This is a genomic window from Variovorax sp. Varisp41, from assembly GCF_047325085.1.
Taxonomy (GTDB): Bacteria; Pseudomonadota; Gammaproteobacteria; order Burkholderiales; family Burkholderiaceae_C; genus Variovorax.
The window spans coordinates 303,879-329,606 of record NZ_CP168540.1 but is presented as its reverse complement, the minus strand read 5'-3'; the positions used below and the strand labels follow the sequence as shown (position 1 = coordinate 329,606).

The window sequence follows — 25,728 nt, the reverse complement described above, 5'->3', positions numbered from 1 at the left end:
GCTCCTGTGCCTATCCGATGCGTTCGTGCTTGGTCACGCCTTTCTTGTTACCGGGGGCGCTGCGCTGGTGCCGGCGGCCCAACAACCATTGCGTCCAGGCGCGTGTCGATGGGGTACTCCCCGCAGCGAAATAAAGGAGGAGGCCGCAGGCCGGGGGACATTCGCGGAGGGGAGTACCCCGTCGGCGCGCGCCCGCCCCAGACCTCAAGGCCTCAACCCTGAACAGCGCCCCACCCACCCCCACCAGGCGTCTCGATCACGAACACATCCCCCGCCCCCATCTGCACCTGCCCGATGTGATCCAGAGGCTCGACCGTTCCATCGGCCCGCTCCACACGATTGATCCCCACCGCGCCCGCTTCGCCACCCGAACCACCGAACGCACCATGGTGCCGCCCATTGCTGAGGATCGACGCCGTCATCGGTGCCAGGAACCGAACCCGCCGCACACCGCCGTCACCACCACGCCAGCGCCCCGCACCACCCGACCCCGAACGCAGGCTGTAGCTGTCGAGACGCACCGGGTAACGGAACTCCAGCACCTCCGGATCGGTGAGCCGCGAATTGGTCATGTGGGTCTGGACCACGCTCGTGCCGTCGAAGCCCTCGCCCGCGCCCGAACCGCCCGAGATGGTCTCGTAGTACTGGTGCGCGCCATCGCCGAAGGTGAAGTTGTTCATCGTGCACTGGCTCGCCGCCATCACGCCCAGCGCACCATAGAGCGCATTGGTCACGCAGCTCGAGGTTTCGACATTGCCGGCCACCACCGCCGCGGGCGGCAACGGGTTCAGCATGCAGCCGCTGGGCACGATCACCTCGATCGGCTTGAGGCAACCCGCGTTGAGCGGAATGTCGTCGTCGACCAGCGTGCGGAACACGTACAGTACCGCCGCCATCGTGATCGCGCGCGGCGCATTGAAGTTGTTCGGCAACTGCGCGCTCGTACCGCTGAAGTCCACCGTCGCCGAGCGCGCGGCCGCATCGACCTTCACGCGCACCTGGATGCGCGCGCCGTTGTCCAGCGGCAGCACGAACTCGCCGTCCTTGAGCGCCGTGATCACGCGACGCACCGACTCCTCGGCGTTGTCCTGCACATGGCCCATGTAGGCCGCGACCGTCTCGCGGCCGAACTGCGCCACCATGGCCTGCAGCTCCTGCACACCCTTCTCGTTGGCCGCGATCTGCGCGCGCAGGTCGGCCAGGTTCTGTTCGATGTTGCGCGAGGGATGCGCGCCGCCGCCGAGCAATGCGCGGAGTTCGACCTCGCGCAGCCGGCCGCCCGCCACCAGCTTGAAGTTGTCGATCAGCACGCCCTCCTCGCCGATGGTCTTCGAGAACGGCGGCATCGAGCCCGGCGTGATGCCACCCACGTCGGCATGGTGGCCGCGCGAGGCCACGTAGAACGAGGGCCGCGCATCGGCCGTGTCGAGGTAGACGGGCGTCACCACCGTGATGTCGGGCAGGTGCGTGCCGCCGTGGTAGGGGTCGTTGAGCACGAACACGTCGCCAGGCTTCATGTCGGGGTTGCAGGCGATCACGGTCTTGATCGACTCGCTCATCGAGCCCAGGTGCACCGGCATGTGCGGTGCATTGGCGATCAGGTTGCCCTCGACGTCGAACAGCGCGCACGAGAAGTCCAGCCGCTCCTTGATGTTGACCGAGTAGGCCGTGTTCTGCAGCCGCAGCCCCATCTGCTCGGCGATGTTCATGAAGAGGTTGTTGAAGACCTCGAGCATCACCGGGTCGGCGCGCGTGCCGATCGCATGGCTGGTGGCGCGCTCGCGCACGCGATGCAGCTCCACGCCGTCGGCCGTGGCGCGTGCCTGCCAGCCGGGTTCGACCACGGTGGTGGCGTTGCGCCCGGCCAGGATCGCCGGGCCGTCGACCACCGCGCCGGGGCGCAGCGCGGCCTCGTCGAACAGCGCGGCATCGCGCCAGCCCGCGGCGGCTTCGTCGGCCTCGCAGTACATGCGCACGGCCGCGAGCGACTCGGGCACATGCGACTCGGCCTTGCCGGTCGTGGCCGCGGCGCGCGTGCGCTCGCCCGCGCCGACGGCCTCGACCGCCCCCGCCTCGATAACCAGCGCGCGCTCGCTCATCAGGAACGCGAAGCGCCGGCGGTAGGCCTGCTCGAACTCGTCGCGCATCGCGGCGATGGCCTCGGCGGCCGGCGTGTCCATCGGCAGCGCGCAGGGCAGCGCGGTGTCGGTGCCTTCGTAGCGCAGCTGCACGCGATGCAGCACCTCGATCGCGGCTTCGGCCACGCCCTGCCCGCGCAATTCCTCCACCGCCTGCCCGGCCAGGCCGATCGCGGCCTCGCGCGCCTCGGCCAGGCCCGACGCGTCGAGCCGGCGCTCGAGCGCGCGCTCGCGCAGCGCCAGCTGGTCGGCCAGCCCCATGCCGAAGGCCGAGAGCACGCCCGCCAGCGGATGCAGGTAGACGCTGCGCATGCCCAGCGCATCGGCCACCAGGCAGGCATGCTGGCCGCCCGCGCCGCCGAAGCACTGCAGCGTGTATTGCGTGACGTCGTAGCCGCGCGCCACCGAGATCCGCTTGATCGCATTGGCCATGCTCGCCACCGCGATGCGCAGCGCGCCGCTCGCGACCTCCTCGGCACCGACCGCGCGGCCCGTGGCCTCGGTCATGCGCCGTGCCATCGCGGCGAAGCCGCGCTCGGCCGCGTCGCGGTCCAGCGGCTGGTCGGCGCCCGGGCCGAACACCCGCGGGAAGTGCGCGGGCTGGATCTTGCCGAGCAGCACGTTGGCGTCGGTGGTGGTCAGCGGGCCGCCGCGGCGATAGCTCGCGGGACCGGGATTGGCGCCGGCCGACTCGGGCCCGACGCGCAGCCGCGCGCCGTCGAAGGAGACGATCGAGCCGCCGCCGGCCGCCACCGTGTGGATGCTCATCATCGGCGCGCGCATGCGCACGCCGGCCACCTGGGTCTCGAACGAGCGCTCGAACTCGCCCGCGTAGTGCGACACGTCGGTGGAAGTGCCGCCCATGTCGAAGCCGATCACGCGCGCATGGCCGGCATCGAGCGCCGTGCGCACCATGCCGACGATGCCGCCGGCCGGGCCCGAGAGGATCGCGTCCTTGCCCTGGAAGCGGTGCGCCTGCGTGAGCCCGCCCGAGCTCTGCATGAAGAACAGCGGCACGCCCGGCATCTGCTGCGACACCTGTTCGACATAGCGGCGCAGGATCGGGCTCAGGTAGGCGTCGACCACCGTCGTGTCGCCGCGCGGCACCAGCTTCATCAGCGGGCTGGTCTTGTGCGACACCGACACCTGCGTGAAGCCGATGGCGCGCGCGATGCCTTCGGCCGCGAGTTCGTGCGCCGTGTGGCGCCAGCCGTGCATGAAGACGATCGCACAGGCGCGCAGGCCCTCGTCGAAGGCGGACTGCAGCTGCGCGCGCAGCGGCGCCTCGTCGAGCGCCTGCACGGTGCCGCCCTGCGCGTCGATGCGCTCGTCGGCCTCGATCACGCGCCGGTACAGCAGCTCGGGCAGCACGATGCGGCGGTCGAACAGGCGCGGCCGCGCCTGGGTGGCGATGCGCAGCGCATCGCGGAAGCCCTTCGTCGTGACCAGCACCGTGGGCTCGCCCTTGCGCTCGAGCAGCGCGTTGGTGGCCACCGTGGTGCCCATCTTCACGCACTCCACGCGCTCGGGCGTCACGGCCTCGCCCGGTGCCAGCTTCAGCAGCCGGCGGATTCCCTCGACGGCCGCGTCGCGGTACTGCTCGGGGTTTTCCGACAGCAGCTTGAGCGTGTGCAGGCCGCCCTCGGGATCGCGGCCCACGAGGTCGGTGAAGGTGCCGCCGCGGTCGATCCAGAACTGCCAGCGGGACGGGGGAAGGGTTTGCGTGGTCATGGGGAACAAGGATAGGTCTTCGCGAGAAAAGGGAGCGGAATCGGGTCAGTTCTGGCGCAGGTCGCGGCCGCGGGTCTCGGGCAGGCACAGCGCCACCACCACCACGATCGCATAGGCTACCGCCGCGCAGATGCCGATGGCCGTGCCCAGCGGCAGGTGCATGCGGTCGCTCAGCACGCCGACCAGCGCCGGAAAGGTGGCGCCGATGCCGCGCCCGAAGTTGTAGCAAAAGCCTTGCCCGGAGCCGCGCAGCTCGTTGGGGAACAGCTCGGCCAGGAAGGCGCCCGCGCCGCTGAAGATGCCCGACATGAAGAAACCGAGCGGGAAGCCCAGCAGCAGCATCAGGCCGTCGGTGATCGGCAGCAGCGTGTAGGCATAGACCAGCAGGCCCGCGCCGATGGCGAACAGGATGAAGGCGCGGCGGCGGCCCAGGCGGTCCGACAGGTAGGCGCCGCAGAGGTAGCCGACGAAGGCGCCGACGATGAACATGAACTGGTAGCCGCCCGAGCCCAGCACCGTCAGGTGGCGCTCGTTCTTCAGGAAGGTCGGCAGCCACACGCCGATGGCGTAGTAGCCGCCCTGCATGCCGGTGAATAGCAGGCTCGCGAGCACCGTGGTGCCGAGCACGCCGGGCTTGAAGATCGCGAGGAAATTGCCGCTGCGCTCGCCGCGCGCCACGGCGGCGCGGGTCTGCACGTAGATCTCGGGATCGCTGATCGAGCGCCGGATGAAGACGATCAGCAGCGCCGGCAGCAGGCCCAGCAGGAACATCACGCGCCACGAGACCTCGGGCGGCAGGAACGAGAACAGCGCCATCGACACCAGCACCGCCGCGCCCCAGCCCACGGCCCAGCTGCTCTGCACCAGCCCGACCGCCTTGCCGCGATAAGCCGGCCGGATCATCTCGGCGATCAGCACCGAACCCACGGCCCATTCGCCGCCGAAGCCCAGACCCTGCAGCGTGCGCGCCACCAGCAGCTGCCCGGGCGTCTGGGCCAGGCCGCAGGCGAAGGTGAAGATCGCGAACACCAGGATCGTGAGCTGCAGGATGCGCACCCGGCCATAGCGGTCGGCCAGGATGCCCGCGGCCCAGCCGCCGAGCGCCGAGGCCACCAGGGTCGCGGTGCCGATCAGGCCGACCTCGGTCTTGCTCATGCCCCACAGCGACAGCAGGATCGGCGTGACCAGCGGCAGCGTGTAGTAGTCGAAGGCATCGACCGCGTAGCCGCTGAACGAGGCCGCGAGCGTGCGCTTCTCGTTCGGGTTCAGGGTGCGCAGCCAGTTGGCGTCGCCGGCCTCCGCCGTGCCGTCGCCGGGCGTCGGCGCGGTGGCCTCGAGGGTGCTGTTTTTCATGGTGTCTTCTCCAGGGTGGGTCGGGGCGGCACCGGCGCCGCGCGGTCCCTGCCCAGGGGACCGGCGGCGATCGGAACCAGGGGCGGCGCGCTACAGCGCGGCGAGCCGGTGGTGCGGCAGGTCGGTGACCAGCATCGCGCCCGGCGCATGCGTGATCGCCAGCGGCAGCCGCGCGGCCGCGAGCGCGGCCTGGGGCGTCACGCCGCAGGCCCAGAACACGGGCAGCTCGTCGGGCATCGTCTCGACGGCATCGCCGTACTCGGGGCGGCCGATGTCGCGGATGCCGATCAGCGCGGGATCGCCCAGGTGCACCGGCGCGCCGTGCACGGCCGGAAAGCGCGAGGTGATCTGCACCGCGCGGATCGCATCGGCCGCGCGCAGCGGCCGCATCGACACCACCAGGGGCCCACTGAACGGACCGGCCGGCACCGTCTGCAGCCCGGTGCGGTACATCGCGACGTTGCGGCCGTGCGCCACGTGGCGCAGCGCGATGCCCTCGGCCAGCAGCGCATGCTCGAAGGTGAACGAGCAGCCGATGACGAAGCCGACCATGTCGTCGCGCCACAGCGTGCGCACGTCGGTGGGCTCGTCGACCAGTTCGCCCCCGCGCCAGACGCGGTAGCGCGGCAGGTCGCTGCGCAGGTCGATGTCCTCGCCGAGCGCGGGGAGCGAAGGATCGCCGGCCTCGGTCACGCCGAGCAGCGGACAGGGCTTGGGGTTGGCCTGGCAGAAGCGCAGGAAGTCGCCCGCGTACGCCTGCGGCAGGATCACGAGGTTGCCCTGCACGTGGGCGCTCGCCAGGCCGCTGGTGTGGCCGCTCAGGCGGCCGGCTCGGGCGGCTTGCCGCACTTCGCGTGCGCTGCTCGCGCCGGTGGGCAGGGAGATCGATTCGTCGTTGGCTGGCATGGCGTTGGCGAGCGGCTGCATGTCTCTTCGTTGTGGTGGGCGGATTGTGGGAATCCGCGCGCCCGAACGCCAACGCAAAGTTTCTTGCTCAGCTCATCGATTTTTTCGATGACCCAGCGCGGTGCGAGCCGTGCACCACGGCGGAACTCACGGCGGCCTCCAGCAGCAGCGAAGACGGGTCGTCTCGGTAACTCGCATAGATCGGCAATGGCTCCAGCGTGCCTTCGCTGGGCAGCACCCGCAGCGGCAGCCGCCTTGCCAGGCCATCGACCACCGCGCGCGGCAAGGTGGCCACGCCGAAGCCCGCCTCCACCAGCTGCGCCATCGCCGAGATCGAGGAGATCGCATGCACGCGCGGCGCCGCGCCGCCGGCCTCGCGGAAGAACTCGAGCAGCGCCACGTGCGGCTGCGAGCCGCGCTGGAAGGTCAGCAGGTCGAGCGACAGCAGGTCGGCGATGCGGTAGCGCCGCCGCAGGTGCAGCTCGCGGTGGCCGACGAAGCACATGGCCATCGGCGGCACCGCGCGCGTGCGCACGCCGTCGCCCACCGCGGGCAGCGCGGCGAACACCAGGTCCTGCTTGCCGCGCTGCAGCTGGTCGACCAGCACCGGCGTGGTTTCGACCGTGAGCTCGAGCTCGAAGTCCGGGTAGGTGGACTGCATGTGCTTGAGCCAGCCGGTGAGCCAGCTGTGCACCACCGATTCGATCGCGCCCACGCGCAGCACCGTCTCGCGCACCGCGCCCGAGCCCATCTCGGCCTTGATGTGCATCTGCATCTCGAGCAGCTTCTGCGCGAAGGCATGGAAGCGCTGGCCCGCCACCGTGAGGCGGAACTGCTTGTCGCGGCGGTCGAGCAGCAAGGTGCCGAGCTCGCGCTCGAGCGCGGCGATGCGGCTGGACAGCGCGGACTGCGTGAGGTGCAGCTTCTCGGCGGCGCGCGTCACGCTCTTGAGGGCCACGGCCCAGTGGAAGGCTTCCACGAATCGGAGGTTCATCGTTCGGTTCGACGGACTGGCGAAGGCCCCGAGTGTCGCGCCGGTCGCGCTTATCCTCGAACCCTCGACAAGGAGACAAGGACCGACATGCAGATCGTCATCACCGGCGGCGCCGGCTTTCTGGGCGCCCGCCTCGCCCGCACGCTGCTCGCGCAAGGCAGCCTCTCGCTCGCGGGCGCGGCGCCCGCCCCCATCGCCAGGATCACCCTGGTCGACCGCGCGCCGCCGCCGGCCGACCTCGCGGCCGACCCGCGTGTCGCCTTCGTGACCGGCGACCTCAACGACCAGCTCGGCGCCGATGCCGACGCCACGCCCTGGCGCGAGGCCGCAGCCGTGTTCCACCTCGCGGCCGCGGTCAGCGGCGAGTGCGAGGCCGACTTCGACCTCGGCATGCGCAGCAACTTCGCCGCCACCCACGCCCTGCTCGAACGCCTGCGCGCGCTCGGCACGCGGCCGGTGCTGGTGTTCTCGAGCTCGCTCGCGGTGTTCGGCGATTCGCCCGAGCAGCCGCTGCCGCCGGTGATCGACGACCGCACGCTGCCCACGCCGCAGACCAGCTACGGGATCCAGAAGTTCATCGGCGAGCAGCTGGTGGCCGACTTCACGCGCAAGGGCTTCATCCGCGGGCGCAGCGTGCGCCTGATGACGGTGAGCGTGCGCCCGGGCAAGCCCAACGGCGCGGCCTCGGGCTTCTTCAGCGGCATGATCCGCGAGCCGCTGGCCGGGCTGCGCGCGGCCTGCCCGGTGCCCGACGAGACGCCGGTGGCCGTCGCCTCGCCGGCGCGCACCATCGAGGGGCTGATCCGCGCGGCCGAGGCGAGCGAGGCCGAATGGGGTCCGCGCACCGCCGTGAACCTGCCCTCGCTGTCCACGACCGTCGGCGAGATGGCCGCGGCCCTCGAACGCGTGGCCGGCCCGGCCGCGACCGAGCTGCTCGACCGCACGCCCGAGCCGACGATCCGGCGCATCGTGAAGTCCTGGCCCGGGCGCTTCGACACGCCGCGCGCCCGCGCGCTCGGGCTGGGTTCGGACGACAGCTTCGACGCGGTGATTCGCGAGTACGTCCGTGAAAATCCCGACGCGGTGAAGCTACCGCTTGTTGCATAGTCATGCCTTTGCGGCATGGCGCACCCCGCGCCGCCCGCTTCCCATAAATCCCAGGAGACTCCGAATGAAATTGACCCGACTGGCCGCTGGCCTGGTGCTGGGCATGGGCATGGCATGCGCGGCTTTCGCGCAGACGACCATGAAGATCAGTATCTCCGTGGCGCAGAACTCCCACCAGGGCGTGGCGATCGACACCTTCGCGAAGGAAGTCGAGAAGCGCACCGGCGGCCGCTACAAGGTCCAGACCTTCTACAACGGCTCGCTCGGCGGCGAGCGCGAGTCGATCGAGGCGGTGCAGCTGGGCACGCAGGAGCTGGCCTTCTCCTCCACCGGCCCGATCCCCAACTTCGTTCCCGAGACCAAGATCCTCGACGTGCCCTTCCTGTTCCGCGACAAGGCGCATGCGCGCGCGGTGCTCGACGGCCCGATCGGCCAGGACCTGCTGACCAAGTTCGACGCCAAGGGCTTCAAGGCGCTCGCGTGGGCCGAGAACGGCTTCCGCCACATGACCAACAGCAAGCGCGACGTGAAGGCGCCCGAGGACCTCAAGGGCCTGAAGATGCGCACCATGGAGAACCCGGTGCACATCGCGGCCTACAAGGGCTTTGGCATCATCACCACGCCCATGGCCTTCCCCGAGGTGTTCACCGCGCTCCAGCAGGGCACGGTCGACGGCCAGGAGAATCCGCTGCCGGTGATCATCTCGGCCAAGTTCGACCAGGTGCAGAAGCACCTGACGCTGACCGGCCACGTCTACTCGCCCTGCATCTTCGTGATGAACAAGGCGGTATTCGACAAGCTCAGCGCCGCCGACAAGCAGGCCTTCATCGATGCCGCCAAGGAAGGCACCAAGGCCAACCGCGCGCGCGTGGACGAGGACGACGCCAAGGGCGTGGCCGACCTGCGCGCCAAGGGCATGACGGTGATCGACAACGTCGACAAGGCCAGGTTCGTGGCGGCGATCGCGCCGGTCAACGCCCAGTTCGAGAAGGACTTCGGCAAGGCCAACCTCGACAAGATCCGCGACTTCAAGTGAGAGCGATGGCCCGCGCCGCGTGACCGTCGAACCCATCGACCGGCGCCCGGCCGAAGCCGCGCCCGCCAGGCACGACGCCCGGCGGGCGTTCCTGTTTTTGACTTCCCTCCCGGGACATTCCTGATGAAAAACAAGTTCCTCGGCCTGGAACGATGGACCACGATGGTGTCCATGGTCCTGGCCTGCGCGATGCTGGTGGTGGCCGCCTCGCTCGGCATGTTCCAGATCGTCACCCGCTTCGTGCTCGAGCAGCCCGCAGAGTGGAGCGAGATCCTGATCCGCGTGAGCCTGATCTGGATGGTCTTCCTCGGCATCCCGATGGCCTTCCGCCAGGGCGCCATGGTCAGCGTCGACGTGCTGTACCGCTGGAGCTCGCCGCGCACGCGCCGCATCCTCGACGCGGTGGTGAGCGTGGCCGCGCTCGCGCTCATGCTGGTCGTGCTGTGGTGGGGCTGGGACTACGCGATCCGCGGCCGCGTGCAGAGCATGGCCGGGCTCGAGAGCCTCTCGATGATCTGGGCCTACATGGCGCTGCCGGTCGGCGCGGTGTTCTCGCTGTTCGGCATCGTGGGCAACTACCTCGATCCCAAGCGCCTCGAACTGGAGACCGCGCAATGACCACGACCATGATCGCGACGATGGTGCTGTGCTTCGCACTGTCGGTATCGGTGGCCGTCTCGATCGGCCTGGCCTCGATCCTGGGCATCCAGGTCACGAACGCCAACATGCTGATCTCCGCCAAGGAGATGTTCAACTCGATCAACAAGTTTCCGCTCGCGGCGATCCCCTTCTTCATCCTGGCCGGCAACCTGATGGAAACGGGCGGCATCTCGCGCCGACTGGTGGAGTTCGCCAAGAGCATCGTGGGCGGCATCCAGGGCGGGCTGCCGATGACCTGCGTGCTGACCTGCATGATCTTCGCGGCGGTCTCGGGCTCCTCGGTGGCCACCACCTTCGCGATCGGCGCCATCCTGATCCCCGCGCTCATCAAGCACGGCTACCCGACCTCCTACGCGGCCGCGCTGCAGGCCACCAGCGCCGAGCTCGGCGTGATCATCCCGCCCTCGATCCCGATGATCCTGTACGGCGTGAGCGCCGAGGTGTCGATCGGCGAGCTGTTCATCGCGGGCTTCGGCCCCGGCATCCTGATCAGCCTCGCGCTCATGCTGTTCGTGTGGGTCTACTGCAAATGGAAGGGCTGGGGCAAGAACGACGGCGAGGGCCGCATGCCCTTCGGCCGCGCGCTGTGGCAGGCCGGCTGGGCACTGCTGATGCCCGTCATCATCCTCGGCGGCATCTACGGCGGCATCTTCACGCCGACCGAGGCCTCGGCGGTGGCGGTCTTCTACGCGCTGATCGTGGGCATGGTGATCTACCGCGAGATCAAGTTCGCCGACCTGTTCGCGATCCTGCGCAAGTCGGTGCTGTCCTCGGCGGTGATCATGTTCATCATCGCCAACGCGGGGCTGTTCGCGTTCCTGATCACGCGCGCGGGCGTGCCCGACGCCATCGGCCACTGGCTGCAGGAAGTGCTGCAGTCGCCCGCGATGTTCCTGCTGGGCGTGAACGCGGCGCTGTTCGTGATCGGCATGTTCATCGAGACCAGCGCGGCGATCATCGTGCTCGCGCCCATCCTCGCGCCGGTGGCGCAGCACTTCGGCATCGACCCGGTGCACTTCGGCCTGATCATGGTGGTGAACCTGGCGCTGGGCATGATCACCCCGCCCTTCGGCGTGAACCTGTTCGCGGCCTGCACGGTGGCGCGCATCTCGCTCGACCGGATCGTGAAGCACCTGGTGCCCTTCGTGCTCGTGATCCTGGCCTGCCTGATGGTGATCACCTACGTGCCCTGGGTCTCGCTCGCGCTGCGCGACCTCGTGTACGCGCGCTGAGCGGGATCGCTCATCCGGCCCCCTCGGCGGGGCCGGGTGCCTGCAGGTACTGGCTCGGCGGCATGCCCAGCGTGCGCCGGAACATCGCGGCGTAGGCGCTCGGACTCTCGTAGCCGTGCGCCAGCGCCACCTCGAGGATCGAGGCCCCGGCCGCCAGCCGCGGCAGGCTGAGCAGCAGCCGCGCCTGCCGGCACCAGGCGCCGAAGTTCATGCCGGTCTCGCGCTGGAACAGCCGCGCCAGCGTGCGCTCATTCATGTGCAGCCGCTTCGCCCAGGCCTCGAGCGTGGCCGGCAGCGCGGGATCGCGCACCAGCTCCTCGCACAGCGCCGAAAGGCGCGCATGGCGCGGCATCGGCACGTGCAGCGAGAGCGCGGGCGCGCGCTCGATCTCGTCGAGGATCAGCTCCATCACGCGCTCGTCGCGCCCGCCGCGCGCGTAGTCCAGCGGCAGCGCGATCGCGCTCACGATGAGCTCGCGCAGCAGCGCGTCGACCGCGATCACGCGGCAGTCGGCGCCCAGGCCGGCGCGCGTGCCGGGCTCGACGAAGACGGTGCGCATGCGCACGTCGCCCGCCATGCGGATGCCATGGACCATGCCGGGCGGCACCCAGGCGCCGCGCCCCGGCGGCACCACCCAGCTGCCGGCCTCGGCGCGCACGATCATCACGCCCGAGATCGCATGGATCAGCTGGCCGCGCCGGTGGCTGTGCGGCGGGATTTCCGAATCGCCCACGGCATCGGTGGCCAGCACCGCGACGGCACGCGGCGTCGACTCGCCGTGCTCGGGACGCAGGTCGAAGGCGGCGGGCGGCTGCAGTTTGTCCATTTCTCGACGATCCTTGTTCATTCGTAGCGAGATCATCTTCGCATGGCTTCCTAGCATGGCCCGGCCTCGACACGAGGTTCCACCGAAAGGACTGATCGAATGCCATGCAATCCGCCACCCGCCACTCCGGGAGGCCACCGATGAACAAGGGCCGCCTCGGGCTTCTCACCGGCACCCACGCCGTCAACGATCTCTACCAGGGCCTGGTGCCCGCGCTGCTGCCGCTGATGGTGCTGGAGCGCGGCTACAGCTACACGGCCGTGAGCGGGCTGATGCTCGCGGCCACCGGGCTGTCGAGCGTGGTGCAGCCGCTGTTCGGCCTCTATGCCGACCGCCATCCGCGGCCCTGGCTGGTGCCGGTGGGCTTCCTGGTGGCGGCGCTGGGGCTGGTGCTCGCGGGCCTGGGCCCGAACTACCTCTGGACCTGGCTCGCGACCGTGCTGTGCGGCCTCGGCATCGCGGCCTATCACCCGAGCGCCACCGTGGCCGCGCGCGCGGCCGGCGGCGCCTCGCAGAAGGCGATGAGCGTGTTCTCGGTCGGCGGCACCATCGGCGCCGCGTTCGCGCCGGTGCTCGCCACCACCGTGGTCGGCGGCGGCGCGCTGTCGCGCAGCTACCTGCTCGGTCTGCCGGCGCTGGCGATGGGCGCCGTGTGGCTGCTGGCCAACCGCGGCCAGGGCGCGGCGAACGCGGCGCGAGCCGGTGCGGCCCGGCGCGCGCAGGCCGCGGTGCAGCGAGCGCCGAACGACTGGCGCGCCTTCGCGCTGCTGGTGGCCACCATCGTCGGCTGGTCGATCCCCTACGTGACGGTGCTGTCGATGCTCTCGCTGCGCATCACGCGCGACCTGCACGGCTCGGCCTTCCAGGGCGCGGTGGCGCTGACCGGCTTCACCGCCGCCGGTGCCGTGGGCACCCTGCTGGGTGGCTGGCTCGGCGACCGCATCGGGCGCATGGGCACGATCCGCGCGGGCTACCTGCTCGCGGTGCCGGCCATGGCCGGGCTGGTGCTCGCATCCTCGCCCGCCTGGGCGCTGGCCTGCACGGCGCTGCTGGGGTTGTGCATGTTCCTGCCCTTCGCGGCGCAGGTGACGCTGGCGCAGGACTACCTGCCGCGCAACCCGGCCACGGCCAGCGGCATCACGCTGGGACTCGCGCTCTCGGTGGGCGGCCTGGTGTCGCCGCTGTTCGGCCTGCTGTCCGATGCGCGCGGATTGGGCGTGACCTTGAGCGCGGTGCTGTGCGTGCTGTGCGTGGCGGCGCTGCTGTCGCTGCGCATGCGCAACCGCACGCCCGACGCGGCCGCGATCTCGCCGCGCCCCACGAGCGCCGCCTGAACCACGGGAACCGGTGAGTGCGCGAGCACCGGTCGTTGCGGCCACCGTACAGACGGGACGATCCGACACATGCGGGCCGGGTTTCACTGCCAGAATCGAAAATCGCCCCGGCGACCGGTTCCGACATCAACACCACCAGGACACGCGCATGAATCGATTCCTCCCCCGTCTCTCCGCAGGTGCCGTGCTCGCGGCGGCAGCGCTGGCCGCGATGGCACCGGCCTTCGCGGCCGATGCGCCCGCGAAAGCGCCCGCACCTGCGGCTGCCGCCTCCGCCGCGGCGCCCGCGGCAGCCCCGGCCGCACCCGCTCCCGCCGCGGCCAGCGCCGCGCCGGCCGAGGTCGAGGCCGCCGTGCTCGCCTGGGCCTCCGCCTGGGCCTCGAAGGACGTGGACAAGTACCTCGCGAGCTACGCGAGCGACTTCCAGCCCGCCAAGGGCGCCAGCCACAAGGCCTGGGAAGAGCAACGCCGCAAGCGCATCGGCAACAAGTCGAGCATCAGCGTGAAGGTCGACAACCTGGTGGTCAGCGTCAACGGCAACACGGCGACCGCGAAGTTCAAGCAGAGCTACGCCGCCGACAAGATCAAGGAAAGCGGCCGCAAGACGCTCGAGCTGCAGCGTGTCGACGGCCGCTGGCTGATCCGCAAGGAAAGCGCGGGCGGCTGAACGCCGCCGCCGTGCATCACCAGCGGTAGACGGCGCGCGCCTGCAGCGTGCGCCGCTGCCCGAAGGCCTGGCCGAGGTTCGACACGTACGTACGGTCGAACAGGTTGGTGGCATTGAGCGAATAGCTCCAGGGTCCGCGGTCGTGGCGCAACGCCACGTCGACCAGCGTGTAGGCCGGGTTGTGGAAGGCGTTGTCCGCGCGCGCGGGCACGCGTCCCACGTAGCGCACGCCGGCACCCAGGCTCCAGCCCGCGAGCGCCTCCCCCGCGAAACGGTAGTCCAGCCACAGCGAGGCGCTGTGGCGCGCCGACTGGCGCGGCCGCTTGCCGACCTGCGCGGTGTCGATGCTCTCGAGCACGCGCGCATCCAGCCAGGTGTAGCTCGCGAGCGCGCGCAGCCGCGCGCCGAGCGCGAGGCGCGCCTCGAACTCGAGGCCGCGCGCACGCACCACCGCCGGCACGATCTCGAGGCCGAGGTAGTTGCGCTGGTCACCGGTGAAACTGCTGCGCCGCGTGAGCTCGAAGGCCGAGACCGTGTAGAGCGAGCGCGTACCCGGTGGCTGGTACTTGAGGCCGAGCTCGAACTGCCGGCCCGTGTCGATGCGCAGCGGCGCCGCGTTGAAGTCCGCGCCGAGCACCGGCATGAACGAGCTCGACTGGTTGAGATAGGGCGACCAGCCGCCGGCACCGCGGTACAGCACGCCGACGTTGTAGCTGGTGTGGCTGCGGGTGCTCAGTTGCGTGGTGTTGTAGTCGTCGTAGCGGCTGCTGCCGCGGTCGTGGCGCAGCGCGAGGTCGAGCGTCCAGCGCTCGGAGCGCATCTGGTCCTGCACGTAGAAGCCGTTGATGCGCAGGCGCCGGGTCTTCGCGCTGGTGCGCGGCAGGTCCACGGGCGCGCCGTACACCGGCGAGAAAGCATCGATGGACGGCGCCGCGACCGCGCCGAACTCGTCGCTGCCGCGGAAGTACTGCTGGTCGGCGCCGAACTGCAGCACATGCGACCAGTCGCCGTGCCGCAGGCGCCCCTCGATGCTGTTGTCGAAGGCGATGGCGCGGCCGCGCGAGCGCGACAGCAGCGTGCTGCGCTCCACCGTGCGCCGGTCGGCCGCGAAGCCGGTGCCGCGCACCTGCGCATAGTCGAGCGCGGAGTGCGACAAGCGGGCCTTCTGGTGGAAGCTCCAGCGTGCGTCGATGCGGTGCTCGAGCAGGTAGCCCAGCGAGGCCGTGTCGCGGTCGTAGCGGTCGATGGCCGGCTCGCCGATCGAGCGGCTCGGCGGGATGCGGCCGTGGGGATTGGGCACGACGAGCGCGTAGTCGGGCCACCAGCTCTTGGGCGTGACGCGGTCGCGCGTGATGTCGGCCAGCAGCGTGAGGCTGGTGTCGGCCGAGGGCTTCCAGCGCAGCGCGGGCGCGAGAAACTGGCGGTCGTCGCGCGAGAAGTCGGTCTGGCCGCCGCTGTCGCGCAGCAGGCCGTTGAGCCGGTAGGTCCAGCGCCCGTCCTCGTCGATCGCGCCGCCGAGGTCGACGCTGCCCTGCCTGCGCGCATGGCTGCCCAGCGTCAGGCCCACCTCGCGCACCGCGTCGGCCGTGGGCCGCTTCGACACCAGGTTGAGCACGCCGCCGGGCGCGCCCTGACCGTAGAGCGCGGAGCCCGGCCCCTTGAGCAGCTCGACGCGCTCCAGCCCCTGCGGCTCGACCTGCCAGCCCGCGTAGTCGCCCGAGGCGAAGAGCCGGAAGCCATCGAGGAGCTCGGCCGGCGAGAAGCCGCGCACCGTGATCGCCGAGGTGCTCGGGTCGTAGCCCGCGACCTCGGTCAGCACGCCCGCCGTGTAGCGCAGCGACTGGCCCACGGTCTGCGCGCCCTGGTCCTCGATCTGCGCGCGCGACACCACGCTGACCGCGCGCGGCGTCTCGGCCAGCGCGGTGTCGATGCGGTTCGCGGTGGCGCTGCGCCGGGCCGCGTAGCCGTTCACCGGGCCCTCCGCGCGCTCCGCTTCGGCCTCGACCGTCACGGGGGCGAGTTGCCCTTCCTGCGCCTGCTGCGCCGGCTGCGGCGTGCCGGGCCGCACCAGGTAGCCGCCCGCCTCGCTGCGCTGCGCCTGCAGGCCATGCGGCGCGAGCAGCGCGGCCAGCCCCTCGGCGGGCGCGCTCGCCACCGAGCGCGCGGCGCTCGCGCGGCCGCGCACCAGCGCGGGATCGAAGGACAGCGTGATGCCCGCGCGGCGCGCGAAGGCATTGAGCGCGTCCTCGAGCGTGCCGGCCGGCAGCTCGATGCGTTCCCGCGCCATGCCGTCGGCCGGCTGCGCGGCGGCCTGGCCGCACAGCGCGAGCCCGAGGCAGAGCGCCAGCACGCCCTGGCGGGCCTGCAGCCGCCGCGAACGGATCGGCACGCGCATGCTCAGCGCCGCACCACCGTCAGGGCATCGCCGGCGCCGCGCTCCACCTTCACGGGCAGGGTGCGCACCAGCGCGTCGAGCGCGCGGCCCACCGGATCGGCGCCGCCGAGCTGGAACACGCCCGACACGCGCAGCGACGCGGCTTCGGCATCGCAGGCCAGCGGCGCCTGGCGGTAGCGCGCGAGCTCGGCCACGAAGGCATCGAGCCGCATCTGCCGCGCGACCAGCGCGCCATCGGTCCAGGCATCGGCCTCGAAGCCGGCCTCGGCGGCGCGCTCGGGCGCCGCGCCGTTCGCGCGCACCACGAAGCGGTCGCCGGCCTGCGCGAGCACGGGTGGCGCGTCGCCCGCGTGGATCGCGACCTGGCCCTCGCTCATCGACAGCCGTGTCTCGCTCCCGGCCTGGCGCACGCCGAAGCGCGTGCCGATGGCCTCGAAGCGGGCCTGCGCCGCATGCACCCAGAAGCTGCGGCGGCCGACCAGCGAGCCGGCGTCGGCGCCGGTGCGCACGAACAGCTCGCCGCGCCGCAGCACGATCAGCCGGCGCAGCGGCGAGAACAGCACCTCGGCCTCGGAACCGGTGTTGAGGCTCAGCTCGGTACCGTCGGCCAGCACGACGCGGCGGCGTTCGCCGATCGCCGTGAGGTACTCGGTGCGCTGCAGCCAGGGCGCCTCGCGCCACAGCCAGGCGCCGAACACGCCGCCGGCCGCGACCAGCCCCAGCAGCCGGATCGCGCGACGCCGGCCGCGGGCCTGCAGGCCGGCGGCCGACTGCAGCGCGCCATGGGCCAGCGAGGCCGTGCCCGACGGCACCTGGCGGAAGGCCTCCTCGACCGACTGCACCTGCCTCCAGGCCTGCTCGTGCAGAGGATCGGCCGCGCGCCAGGCCTCGCAGGCGGCCTGGACCTCGGCGCCGGCGCTGCCCGAGCCCAGGCGCACCGCCCAGGCGATGGCCTCGTCGAGCACCTCGGGTGGAGCGCCGCCCTCCGGCGCCGCGCGGCCGCTCATCGCAGCGACAGGCAGTGGCGGATCGCGGTCGCCATGTATTTCTCGACCGAGCTCAGGCTCACGCCGAGCTGCCGCGCGATCTCGTTGTAGCCCAGGCCCTCGAGCCGCGACAGCAGGAAGGCGCTGCGGGCCTTGGGCGCGAGCCCGTCGAGCATGGCGTCGATGCGCACCAGCGCCTCGACCAGCATCAGCTGCGCCTCGGGCGACGGCGCCTGCGGCTCGGGCAGGTGGGCGATGGCGTCGAGGCAGGCGCGCTCGAGCGCCTTGCGCCGCACGTGGTCGACCGCGAGGCCGTGCGCGATGGTCGTGAGCCAGGCGCGCGGCTCGCGCAGCTCGGCGAGCTCGCGCGGCCGGCCGAGCACGCGCATGAAGGTGTCCTGCGCCAGGTCGGCCGCATCGCAGGCATTGCCGAGCTTGCGGCGCAGCCAGCCCTGCAGCCACGCATGGTGGTCGCCGTAGAGCGTTTCGACGCTGGGGGTGGAGACGAGATCCGTCATGGCTGGCACGGGAAGAAGGCGCCCCGCCGGCCGCGGGGCGCCCGATTATCGGCGAGCCCGCGGCGCGGTCCGGCGCCCGGGGCAAAGGGTGGAGAACGGTGCATCGGTGTCTGTCGCATCCCCCGTTTGACGAACGGCGCCGCAAAACCCGCAATGCCCGATTGCAACAATGTGCTTCAGAAATGCCTGGCTCAGGGCGGCGGGCCGCGCAGCAGCACCTCGTCGAGCCAGTCCGCATGCGCGCGCGTGAAGGCCGGCCGCAGGTGCTGCTCGTCGATGAAGGCCGGGCTGCCGTCCGGCAGGGTGCGGTCGCACCGGCCGCCGCGGCACATCCGGCGCGTGACGTCGATGGCCTCGGCGCCGCTGGCCGCCGCGATGCGCAGCAGCTGGTCGTTGAGCGCGGCCTGCGACAGCGGCTGCGGCGCCGTGACCTCGCGCGACACCCGCAACGAACCGAGCCGGCTGCCCTCGAGCATGCGCGCCGGGTCGAACCCGCTGCCGCCCGGGTTGTCGAGCAGCAGGTAGACCTTCTTGCCGCGTTGCACCAGCGCTGCCAGCAGGCCCTCGAGCGCGGCCAGCGCGCGCGCCTCCCCTTCCCTGCGCTCGATCGGATAGGCGGCCTCGCCCTCGCGCAGGTCGAAGCCCATCGGCAGGCCCAGGGTCTCGGTGAAGTAGCAGTTCCAGCAGGCGCCGACCAGCACCGTCTCGAACGGTCCCTCGAGCGCCATGCGCAGCCCTTCGTCGCGCCGCGCGCCGCACTCGATGCCCTGGCGCGCGAACACGCCGGGGATCGGCGGGCAGGCCAGGAACACCGTGAAGTACGAGCTCGCCATGCGCTCGGGCGCGCGCTGTGCCAGCGCCGCGGCGCGCGGCGCGTACTGCATCACGTGGCTGTCGCCGATCAGCAGCACCTTGTGCGCGCCCTCGCCGATGCGGTAGGTGACGAAGGGTCCGAGTTCGCCGGTGGTCGGTCCGTCGTGGTAGTCGCGGTCGGCCGCCGCATCGGCCATGCGCTGCAGCGCCGGCCCGTGCAGCCGCGCCGGCAGCCCGGCCTGCACCGCGCAACCCGCGAGCGCGACCAGCACCATGCCGGCGCCAAGCCAGCGCACGGTGGCGCCGCCCGCGCGAGCGCGCAGCCGGCGCTCGAGCCAGCCATGGGTCGCGGCGGCCAGCAACAGGCTCGCGGCCAGCGCCGCCACGCGCACCGAGGCGGCCAGACCCGTGAGCTCGTGCGGCTCGCGCGGCAGCACGATGCGCAGGAAGCTCAGCACCGGCCAGTGCCAGAGGTACAGCGGATAGCTCAGCAGGCCGATCCACACCAGCACGCGGTTCGACAGCAGGCGCCGGTTCAGCACGCCGCCGCCGCCGGCCGCGATGCAGCAGGCCGCGCCCGCCACCGGCAGCAGCGCCCACCCACCCGGAAAGGCCTTGTCGGCGCGCACCGTTGCCAGGCCGAGCGCGATCAGCGCCACGCCCGCCAGCGACAGCAGGTGGGCACGCCAGCCCGCGGGCGGCGCGTGGCCCGGCCGCAGCTGCAGGCAGGCCACGATGCCGCCGGCCGCGAGTTCCCAGGCGCGCGACAGCGGCGAATAGAACGAGGCCCCGCGATGCGAATGGATGCCCAGCACGTTGATCGCGAAGGAGGCGATCGCCACCAGCCACAGCACGCGCAGCAGCGGCCAGCGCCGGCGCCAGCTCAGCGCGATCAGCACCGGCCACAGGAGGTAGAACTGCTCCTCGATGCCCAGTGACCACAGGTGCAGCAGCGGCTTGAGCTCGGCCGCGGCGTCGAAGTAGCCGGCCTCGCGCCAGAAGACCAGATTGGCCACGAAGAAGGCGCCGCCGCCCGCCTGCCGCCCGAGCGCCCTGAACTCGTCGTCGAGCAGCACCCACCAGCCGAAGGCCAGCACCGTGGCGAGCACCAGCAGCAGCGCCGGGAAGATGCGCCGCACGCGCCGCGCATAGAAGTCGCGATAACTGAAGCGGCCCTCGGCCTGCGCGCGCAGCAGGATCGAGGTGATCAGGAAGCCCGAGATCACGAAGAAGACATCGACGCCGATGAAGCCGCCGGGCACCGCGCGCGGAAAGGCGTGGAAGAACACCACCGCGAGCACCGCGACGGCGCGCAGGCCGTCGATGTCGGCGCGATAGGCTTCGGCCCGCGCGGCGGTGTTCGCCGCAATGGCCGGCGCGCGCATCGGCAGGTCGCGAAAGGTCGGGCTCGTGCTCATCGGGGTCGGCAACATCCGGTGCAGCCCGCGCCGTCCGGAGCGCGTTCCGGTCTTGTCGCGAGGGCTTGCCGGGTTGCCGAACGGAAGCGCGAAACCCGCAGCGCACGCACGGGCGATGCTTAAGCCTTTGGTGTTCCGCGCTTCATGAAGATGTCACGCGCATCCGCGATGCTCGGGCTCCATCCCGGACCCGGCGGCACCGCATGTTTCCCACCAAGACCGACAAGGCGCGCGACGAACTCCAGGGCGGACAGCGCACCCTGAGCCAGCGCGAACGGGCCTTGCTGCTGATGGCCGACGGCCGCCGCTCGCTGACCGACTTCAGCCCGCTGTTCGCGAGCCGCGGCGATGCCGAGCAGGCCCTGATGACGCTGGTGGAGCGCGGCTACCTGCACGACCCGCGCACGGTGGCCGTGGTGGAGGCGGTGGAGGCCGCGGCGCCGGAACCGCAGCCCGCGCCGGCCGCCGAACCCATCCACGTCTCGACCGCCGCCGACGCCTTCGACGGCAAGCGCTCGCTGGCCACCACGCGCATGTTCCTGTTCGACATCTGCGAGCGCATGTTCGTGCGCCGCGATCCGCACTTCGCGCTGCAGATGCGCGACGCGCTGCGCGAGGCGCGCGACCGCGAGGCCATGCTGACCATCGCCGCGCTGATGCTGACCGAGGTCGAGAAGACGGCCGGCGCCGAGCGCGCGGAGTCATTGCGCGAGCGCATCGAGCGGCTGCTGCCGCCGGCCGAAGTGATGCACTGAACCGGCGCCGCAATCCACTACACTCGCCCGGGTCAGGAGAGAGCCCCGCACGGGGCCGCCGAAGGCGCAGGGAACCCCCGAACGCTCAGGCAAAAGGACTGACACAGCGCCGGCCCTCGCGGGGCGGCGTTTCCTTGCTGGAGAGAGGCCGGTGCCGTAGGCGCCAGGCCCACCGAAGGAGCAAACCCCGATCGTGGGGCGAATCTCTCAGGTAAAGCGGACAGCAGGGGTGGCCCCATGGCGCGAGCCATGGCATTCGATTGCTGCCCCCAGGAGTGCCCCGTGGCTGCTTCCGCCCCCGAATCCGAACTGCTCAAGACCCCGCTGCACGCATTGCACCTGGAACTCGGCGCCCGCATGGTGCCCTTCGCCGGCTACTCGATGCCGGTCCAGTACCCCGCCGGCCTGATGGCCGAGCACAGGCATACACGCGAGGCCGCGGGCCTGTTCGACATCTCCCACATGGGCCAGCTGCGTCTGTCCGGCCCCGATGCCGCGGCCGCCTTCGAGACCCTGATGCCGGTCGACGTGATCGACCTGCCCGCGGGCAAGCAGCGCTACGGCCTGCTGCTCGACGACCAGGGCGGCATCCTCGACGACCTGATGTTCTTCAACGAAGGCAACGGCTCGCTGTTCGTGATCGTCAACGGCGCCTGCAAGGTGGCCGACATCGCCCACATCCAGCAGAAGATCGGCCAGCGCTGCCAGGTGCAGCCGCTGCCCGAGCAGGCGCTGCTCGCGCTGCAGGGACCGCAGGCCGCGGCCACGCTGGCGCGGCTGTCTCCCGGCATCGAACGCTTCGTGTTCATGACCGGCGGCGCGGTGCAGATCGGCGGCATAGCCGCCTTCGTCACGCGCAGCGGCTACACCGGCGAGGACGGCTTCGAGATCTCGGTCGCCGCGAAGGACGCCGAGGCGCTGGCCCGGCTGCTGCTGGCCCAGCCCGAGGTCAAGCCCATCGGCCTGGGCGCGCGCAACTCGCTGCGGCTCGAAGCCGGCCTGTGCCTCTACGGCAGCGACATCGACACCAGCACCACGCCGGTCGAGGCCTCGCTCAACTGGGCGATCCAGAAGGTGCGCCGCACGGGCGGCGCGCGCGCGGGCGGCTTCCCCGGCGCCGAGAAGATCCTGGCCCAGCTCACCGCCGCCACCGGCGCGGCCGGCCATCTCGACCACGACACGCTCAAGCGCCGCCGCGTCGGCCTGGTCGCGCTCGAGCGCATCCCGGTGCGCGACGGCACGCCGCTGCAGTCCTTCGAGGGCCAGGACATCGGCCAGGTCACCAGCGGCCTGCTGGGCCCGACGGCCGACCGGCCGGTCGCCATGGGCTACGTGGCCACCGCCTTCGCCGAGCCCGGCACCCGGGTGCAGGCCATCGTGCGCGGCAAGCCGGTGCCGATGGAGGTCTCGACGCTGCCTTTCGTGCCGACCCGCTACTACCGCGGCTAACCTACGCCCCGGCATCGGCCACTTTTTATCCACGAGGAGTTTTTCGACATGAGCATCAAGTACACCAAGGACCACGAATGGGTGCAGGCCGAGGGCGGCAACGCCACGGTCGGCATCACCGTCCATGCGCAGGACGCGCTGGGCGACGTGGTCTTCGTCGACCTGCCCGAGGTCGGCAAGAGCTTCGCCCAGGGCGATGTCGCCGGCGTCGTCGAATCGGTGAAGGCCGCGGCCGACGTGTTCATGCCCGTCTCGGGCGAGATCACCGAAGTCAACGAGGCCCTGCGCGCCGATCCCTCGCTCGCCAACAGCGCGCCGCTGGCCGAAGGCTGGTTCTTCAAGGTCAAGCTGTCCGAACCGGCGCAGCTCGACGCGCTGATGGACGAAACCGCCTACGGCAAGTTCGCCGAGGAATCCTGACCCCCTGAAACCGGATGGCCGGACGCGAAGGCTCGCGTCCGGAAGTCCGCTCCCCTTCTCTTCCCCCGCCCGCCATGCCCACCCCCGCCGCCCTGCCCACCCTGCAAGAACTCGAGAACGCCGAGGAATTCATCGCCCGCCACATCGGCATCGATGCCGACGACGAGGCGCGCATGCTGCCCGTGATCGGGTCGGCCACGCGCGCCGAACTCATCGACGGCATCGTGCCCGCGGCGATCCGGCGCAGCAAGCCGATGCGGCTGCCGGCACCGGCCACCGAGGCCGATGCGCTGGCCGAGCTCAAGGCGATCGCGGCGAAGAACAAGGTGTTCCGCAACTTCATCGGCCAGGGCTACTACGGCACCCACACGCCGGGCGTGATCCTGCGCAACATCCTCGAGAACCCGGCCTGGTACACGGCCTACACGCCCTACCAGGCCGAGATCTCGCAGGGCCGCATGGAGGCGCTGGTCAACTTCCAGACCATGGTGTGCGACCTCACGGGCATGGCGATCGCCAATGCCTCGATGCTCGACGAGGCCACCGCGGCCGCCGAGGCGATGACGCTGGCCAAGCGCAGCGTGAAGAGCAAGAGCAACGTGTTCCTGGTCTCGGGCGACTGCCATCCGCAGACCATCGAGGTGGTGAAGACCCGCGCCGCGCCGCTGGGCATCGAGGTCAAGATCAGCACCGCTTCCGAAACCCTGCCGCACCTGATGGCCAGCGGCGAATTCTTCGGCGTGCTGGCGCAGTACCCGGCCACCACCGGTCACGTGCACGACCTGCGCCCGCTCGCGGGCCACGCGCATCAGTACGGCGCGGCCTTCTGCGTCGCGGCCGACCTGCTGGCGCTGACCCTGCTCGCGCCGCCCGGCGAATGGGATGCCGACATCGTCTGCGGCACCACCCAGCGCTTCGGCATGCCGCTGTGCAACGGCGGCCCGCACGCGGCCTACCTGGCCTGCCGCGACGACTTCAAGCGCTCGCTGCCGGGCCGCCTGGTCGGCGTGAGCGTCGACACCCATGGCCGCCCTGCCTACCGCCTCGCGCTGCAGACGCGCGAGCAGCACATCCGGCGCGAGAAGGCGACCTCGAACATCTGCACCGCGCAGGTGCTGCCCGCCGTGGTCGCGAGCATGTACGCGGTCTACCACGGCCCCGACGGCCTCACGCGCATCGCGCAGCGCGTGGCCGCGCTCACCGCGATCCTCGCGCGCGGCCTGGCCCAGATGGGCCGCGAGCCGGTCAACGAGACCGCCTTCGATTCGCTGACCATCCGCACCGGCGACGACACCGCGAAGATCCTCGAGCGCGCGCTGGCCGCCAACGTGAACCTGCGCCAGCGGCTGCAGCAGCACCTGGGCATCTCGCTCGACGAGACCAGCACGCGCGCCGACGTCGAGACCCTGTGGGCGCTGTTCGTGCCCGCCGGCACGCCGATGCCGCGCTTCGAGGAGCTGGCCGCCAACACCGCACCGCGCATTCCGCAGGAACTGCGCCGCGCGAGCGCCTTCCTCTCGCATCCGGTGTTCAACACCCACAAGAGCGAGACCGCGATGCTGCGCTACATCCGCAGCCTGTCGGACAAGGACCTCGCGCTCGACCGCAGCATGATCCCGCTGGGCAGCTGCACCATGAAGCTCAACGCGACCAGCGAGATGATCCCGATCACCTGGCCCGAGTTCGCGAACATCCATCCCTTCGCGCCGGCCGAGCAGCTGCAGGGCTATGCCCAGCTCGACGCCCAGCTGCGCGCCTGGCTCTGCGAAGCCACCGGCTACGCGGGCATCAGCCTGCAGCCCAATGCCGGCTCGCAGGGCGAGTACGCGGGCCTGCTGGCGATCCGCGCCTTCCACGAGGCCAAGGGCGAGGGCCACCGCAACATCTGCCTGATCCCCTCGTCGGCGCACGGCACCAATCCCGCGAGCGCGCAGATGGTGGGCCTGCAGGTGGTGGTGACGGCCTGCGACGCGCAGGGCAACGTCGACCTCGACGACCTGAAGCGCGCCTGCGAGAAGCACGGCAAGAACCTGGCCGCGGTGATGATCACCTACCCGAGCACGCACGGCGTGTTCGAGACCCGCGTGAAGGAGCTGTGCGAGCTGGTGCATGCGCACGGCGGGCGCGTGTATGTGGACGGCGCCAACATGAACGCGCTGGTGGGCGTGGCCGCGCCGGGCGAGTTCGGCGGCGACGTGAGCCACCTGAACCTGCACAAGACCTTCTGCATCCCGCACGGCGGCGGCGGCCCGGGCGTGGGCCCGGTCTGCGTGGTCGAGGACCTCGTGCCCTACCTGCCGGGCCATGCGACCGCGGGCGTGTCGGGCCATGGCGTGGGTGCCGTGTCGGCCGCGCCGCTGGGCAATGCGGCCGTGCTGCCGATCAGCTGGATGTACTGCCGCATGATGGGCGCGAAGGGCCTGCAGGCCGCGACTGAGACCGCGATCCTCAGCGCCAACTACATCAGCGCGCGGCTCAAGGACCACTACCCCACGCTGTACGCGAGCCCCAACGGCCACGTCGCGCACGAGTGCATCCTCGACCTGCGCCCGCTCAAGGACACCAGCGGCGTCACCGCCGAGGACGTCGCCAAGCGCCTGATCGACTACGGCTTCCATGCGCCCACGCTGAGCTTCCCGGTGCCCGGCACGCTGATGGTGGAGCCGACCGAGAGCGAGCCGCTGGCCGAGCTCGACCGCTTCATCGAGGCGATGATCGCCATCCGTGGCGAGATCCGCCGCATCGAGGAAGGCGTCTGGCCGAAGGACGACAACCCGCTCAAGCACGCACCGCACACGGCCGCGAGCCTGCTCGGCAGCGAATGGGGCCATCCCTATGCGCGCGAGCTCGGCGCCTTCCCGCTGGCCGGGCTCAAGGACGCCAAGTACTGGCCGCCGATCGGCCGCGTCGACAACGTCTACGGCGACCGCAACCTGTTCTGCAGCTGCGTGCCCGTGGGCGAGTACCAGGAAACCGAAGCGGCCTGAGCC

Annotated in this window: 19 protein-coding genes and 2 riboswitches; of the genes, 10 read left to right on the top strand and 9 right to left on the bottom strand. The window is 71.2% G+C overall.

The genetic code is table 11. From position 1 onward, the window contains the following. Nucleotides 1-212: 212 nt before the first annotated feature. The 4 genes from ACEN9J_RS01385 to ACEN9J_RS01370 form a co-directional block, all read right to left on the bottom strand. Nucleotides 213-3,869: a hydantoinase B/oxoprolinase family protein gene (locus ACEN9J_RS01385; protein ID WP_413763083.1), complete on the bottom strand. Its 3,657-nt coding sequence runs from the start codon at nt 3,867-3,869 to the stop codon at nt 213-215. 45 nt (nt 3,870-3,914) lie between these two features. After that, nucleotides 3,915-5,222: an MFS transporter gene (locus ACEN9J_RS01380; RefSeq protein ID WP_413763082.1), complete on the bottom strand. Its 1,308-nt coding sequence runs from the start codon at nt 5,220-5,222 to the stop codon at nt 3,915-3,917. Between the two features lie 90 nt (nt 5,223-5,312). After that, nucleotides 5,313-6,128 (bottom strand): putative hydro-lyase, encoded by an 816-nt coding sequence (locus ACEN9J_RS01375; RefSeq protein WP_413764529.1) that lies wholly within the window; start codon nt 6,126-6,128, stop codon nt 5,313-5,315. An 88-nt stretch (nt 6,129-6,216) separates the two neighbouring features. Beyond that, nucleotides 6,217-7,122 (bottom strand): LysR family transcriptional regulator, encoded by a 906-nt coding sequence (locus ACEN9J_RS01370; RefSeq protein ID WP_413763081.1) that lies wholly within the window; start codon nt 7,120-7,122, stop codon nt 6,217-6,219. 87 nt (nt 7,123-7,209) lie between these two features. Here ACEN9J_RS01370 and denD point away from each other — a divergent pair, with 87 nt between their 5' ends. The 4 genes from denD to ACEN9J_RS01350 all read left to right on the top strand — a co-directional run bounded on the left by denD (nt 7,210) and on the right by ACEN9J_RS01350 (nt 11,157). After that, nucleotides 7,210-8,229, top strand: coding sequence for a D-erythronate dehydrogenase (gene denD, locus ACEN9J_RS01365; RefSeq protein WP_413763080.1), 1,020 nt, complete (start codon nt 7,210-7,212; stop codon nt 8,227-8,229). A 64-nt stretch (nt 8,230-8,293) separates the two neighbouring features. Further along, complete coding sequence (locus tag ACEN9J_RS01360) at nt 8,294-9,265, top strand: TRAP transporter substrate-binding protein (RefSeq protein WP_057597664.1); 972 nt, start codon at nt 8,294-8,296, stop codon at nt 9,263-9,265. Nucleotides 9,266-9,388: 123 nt separating this feature from the next. After that, the gene (locus tag ACEN9J_RS01355; protein WP_057597665.1) at nt 9,389-9,883 is read left to right on the top strand and encodes a TRAP transporter small permease; all 495 of its coding nucleotides are present in this window, start codon (nt 9,389-9,391) and stop codon (nt 9,881-9,883) included. Then, nucleotides 9,880-11,157 carry a TRAP transporter large permease gene (locus ACEN9J_RS01350; protein ID WP_057597666.1) on the top strand — a complete coding sequence of 426 codons (1,278 nt, stop codon included), beginning with the start codon at nt 9,880-9,882 and terminating at the stop codon, nt 11,155-11,157. The genes ACEN9J_RS01355 and ACEN9J_RS01350 overlap by 4 nt, the downstream gene beginning before the upstream one ends. A 10-nt stretch (nt 11,158-11,167) precedes the next feature. Here the strand turns inward: ACEN9J_RS01350 and ACEN9J_RS01345 are convergent, their stop codons facing one another. Next, entirely contained in the window at nt 11,168-11,983 is an 816-nt protein-coding gene (locus ACEN9J_RS01345) for an AraC family transcriptional regulator (RefSeq protein WP_057597667.1), read from the bottom strand. A gap of 140 nt (nt 11,984-12,123) precedes the next feature. Between ACEN9J_RS01345 and ACEN9J_RS01340 the strand changes: the two genes are divergently transcribed. Next, nucleotides 12,124-13,317, top strand: coding sequence for an MFS transporter (locus ACEN9J_RS01340; protein ID WP_413763079.1), 1,194 nt, complete (start codon nt 12,124-12,126; stop codon nt 13,315-13,317). A 148-nt stretch (nt 13,318-13,465) separates the two neighbouring features. Continuing rightward, complete coding sequence (locus tag ACEN9J_RS01335; protein ID WP_082322233.1) at nt 13,466-13,984, top strand: YybH family protein; 519 nt, start codon at nt 13,466-13,468, stop codon at nt 13,982-13,984. A 16-nt stretch (nt 13,985-14,000) separates the two neighbouring features. Here ACEN9J_RS01335 and ACEN9J_RS01330 read toward each other — a convergent pair whose 3' ends face one another. The 4 genes from ACEN9J_RS01330 to ACEN9J_RS01315 form a co-directional block, all read right to left on the bottom strand. Next, complete coding sequence (locus tag ACEN9J_RS01330; RefSeq protein ID WP_413763078.1) at nt 14,001-16,379, bottom strand: TonB-dependent siderophore receptor; 2,379 nt, start codon at nt 16,377-16,379, stop codon at nt 14,001-14,003. A gap of 2 nt (nt 16,380-16,381) precedes the next feature. Next, nucleotides 16,382-17,386, bottom strand: a complete 1,005-nt coding sequence (locus ACEN9J_RS01325; protein ID WP_057597613.1) for a DUF4880 domain-containing protein — start codon at nt 17,384-17,386, stop codon at nt 16,382-16,384. Then, on the bottom strand, nt 17,383-17,883 hold the full coding sequence (locus tag ACEN9J_RS01320; protein WP_413763077.1) for a sigma-70 family RNA polymerase sigma factor: 501 nt from the start codon (nt 17,881-17,883) through the stop codon (nt 17,383-17,385). Before ACEN9J_RS01320 ends, ACEN9J_RS01325 begins: the two co-directional genes overlap by 4 nt. A 191-nt stretch (nt 17,884-18,074) precedes the next feature. Beyond that, complete coding sequence (locus ACEN9J_RS01315) at nt 18,075-20,114, bottom strand: acyltransferase family protein (protein ID WP_413763076.1); 2,040 nt, start codon at nt 20,112-20,114, stop codon at nt 18,075-18,077. 203 nt (nt 20,115-20,317) lie between these two features. On the opposite strand from ACEN9J_RS01315, the gene ACEN9J_RS01310 reads away from it, so the two are divergent. The 4 genes from ACEN9J_RS01310 (at nt 20,318) to gcvP (ending at nt 25,725) form a co-directional block, all read left to right on the top strand. After that, a complete protein-coding gene (locus tag ACEN9J_RS01310) occupies nt 20,318-20,869 on the top strand; it encodes a hypothetical protein (RefSeq protein WP_413763075.1) in 552 nt (183 codons plus the stop codon). Between the two features lie 23 nt (nt 20,870-20,892). Then, nucleotides 20,893-20,976, top strand: a riboswitch (glycine riboswitch). A 20-nt stretch (nt 20,977-20,996) separates the two neighbouring features. After that, a riboswitch (glycine riboswitch) is annotated at nt 20,997-21,103 on the top strand. 15 nt (nt 21,104-21,118) lie between these two features. Further along, the gene (gene gcvT / locus ACEN9J_RS01305; RefSeq protein ID WP_413763074.1) at nt 21,119-22,318 is read left to right on the top strand and encodes a glycine cleavage system aminomethyltransferase GcvT; all 1,200 of its coding nucleotides are present in this window, start codon (nt 21,119-21,121) and stop codon (nt 22,316-22,318) included. Nucleotides 22,319-22,366: 48 nt separating this feature from the next. Beyond that, nucleotides 22,367-22,738: a glycine cleavage system protein GcvH gene (gene gcvH / locus ACEN9J_RS01300; protein WP_093344930.1), complete on the top strand. Its 372-nt coding sequence runs from the start codon at nt 22,367-22,369 to the stop codon at nt 22,736-22,738. A gap of 74 nt (nt 22,739-22,812) precedes the next feature. After that, on the top strand, nt 22,813-25,725 hold the full coding sequence (gcvP, locus tag ACEN9J_RS01295) for an aminomethyl-transferring glycine dehydrogenase (RefSeq protein ID WP_413763073.1): 2,913 nt from the start codon (nt 22,813-22,815) through the stop codon (nt 25,723-25,725). Nucleotides 25,726-25,728 lie beyond the last annotated feature (3 nt).

What these genes read in the sequence shown, in the direction of transcription:
- ACEN9J_RS01385 (WP_413763083.1), bottom strand. Translation starts at nt 3,869, where the DNA reads ATGACCACGCAAACCCTTCCCCCGTCCCGCTGGCAGTTCTGGATCGAC.
- ACEN9J_RS01380 (WP_413763082.1), bottom strand. Translation starts at nt 5,222, where the DNA reads ATGAAAAACAGCACCCTCGAGGCCACCGCGCCGACGCCCGGCGACGGC.
- ACEN9J_RS01375 (WP_413764529.1), bottom strand. Translation starts at nt 6,128, where the DNA reads ATGCCAGCCAACGACGAATCGATCTCCCTGCCCACCGGCGCGAGCAGC.
- ACEN9J_RS01370 (WP_413763081.1), bottom strand. Translation starts at nt 7,122, where the DNA reads ATGAACCTCCGATTCGTGGAAGCCTTCCACTGGGCCGTGGCCCTCAAG.
- denD (WP_413763080.1), top strand. Translation starts at nt 7,210, where the DNA reads ATGCAGATCGTCATCACCGGCGGCGCCGGCTTTCTGGGCGCCCGCCTC.
- ACEN9J_RS01360 (WP_057597664.1), top strand. Translation starts at nt 8,294, where the DNA reads ATGAAATTGACCCGACTGGCCGCTGGCCTGGTGCTGGGCATGGGCATG.
- ACEN9J_RS01355 (WP_057597665.1), top strand. Translation starts at nt 9,389, where the DNA reads ATGAAAAACAAGTTCCTCGGCCTGGAACGATGGACCACGATGGTGTCC.
- ACEN9J_RS01350 (WP_057597666.1), top strand. Translation starts at nt 9,880, where the DNA reads ATGACCACGACCATGATCGCGACGATGGTGCTGTGCTTCGCACTGTCG.
- ACEN9J_RS01345 (WP_057597667.1), bottom strand. Translation starts at nt 11,983, where the DNA reads ATGGACAAACTGCAGCCGCCCGCCGCCTTCGACCTGCGTCCCGAGCAC.
- ACEN9J_RS01340 (WP_413763079.1), top strand. Translation starts at nt 12,124, where the DNA reads ATGAACAAGGGCCGCCTCGGGCTTCTCACCGGCACCCACGCCGTCAAC.
- ACEN9J_RS01335 (WP_082322233.1), top strand. Translation starts at nt 13,466, where the DNA reads ATGAATCGATTCCTCCCCCGTCTCTCCGCAGGTGCCGTGCTCGCGGCG.
- ACEN9J_RS01330 (WP_413763078.1), bottom strand. Translation starts at nt 16,379, where the DNA reads ATGCGCGTGCCGATCCGTTCGCGGCGGCTGCAGGCCCGCCAGGGCGTG.
- ACEN9J_RS01325 (WP_057597613.1), bottom strand. Translation starts at nt 17,386, where the DNA reads ATGAGCGGCCGCGCGGCGCCGGAGGGCGGCGCTCCACCCGAGGTGCTC.
- ACEN9J_RS01320 (WP_413763077.1), bottom strand. Translation starts at nt 17,883, where the DNA reads ATGACGGATCTCGTCTCCACCCCCAGCGTCGAAACGCTCTACGGCGAC.
- ACEN9J_RS01315 (WP_413763076.1), bottom strand. Translation starts at nt 20,114, where the DNA reads ATGAGCACGAGCCCGACCTTTCGCGACCTGCCGATGCGCGCGCCGGCC.
- ACEN9J_RS01310 (WP_413763075.1), top strand. Translation starts at nt 20,318, where the DNA reads ATGTTTCCCACCAAGACCGACAAGGCGCGCGACGAACTCCAGGGCGGA.
- gcvT (WP_413763074.1), top strand. Translation starts at nt 21,119, where the DNA reads ATGGCATTCGATTGCTGCCCCCAGGAGTGCCCCGTGGCTGCTTCCGCC.
- gcvH (WP_093344930.1), top strand. Translation starts at nt 22,367, where the DNA reads ATGAGCATCAAGTACACCAAGGACCACGAATGGGTGCAGGCCGAGGGC.
- gcvP (WP_413763073.1), top strand. Translation starts at nt 22,813, where the DNA reads ATGCCCACCCCCGCCGCCCTGCCCACCCTGCAAGAACTCGAGAACGCC.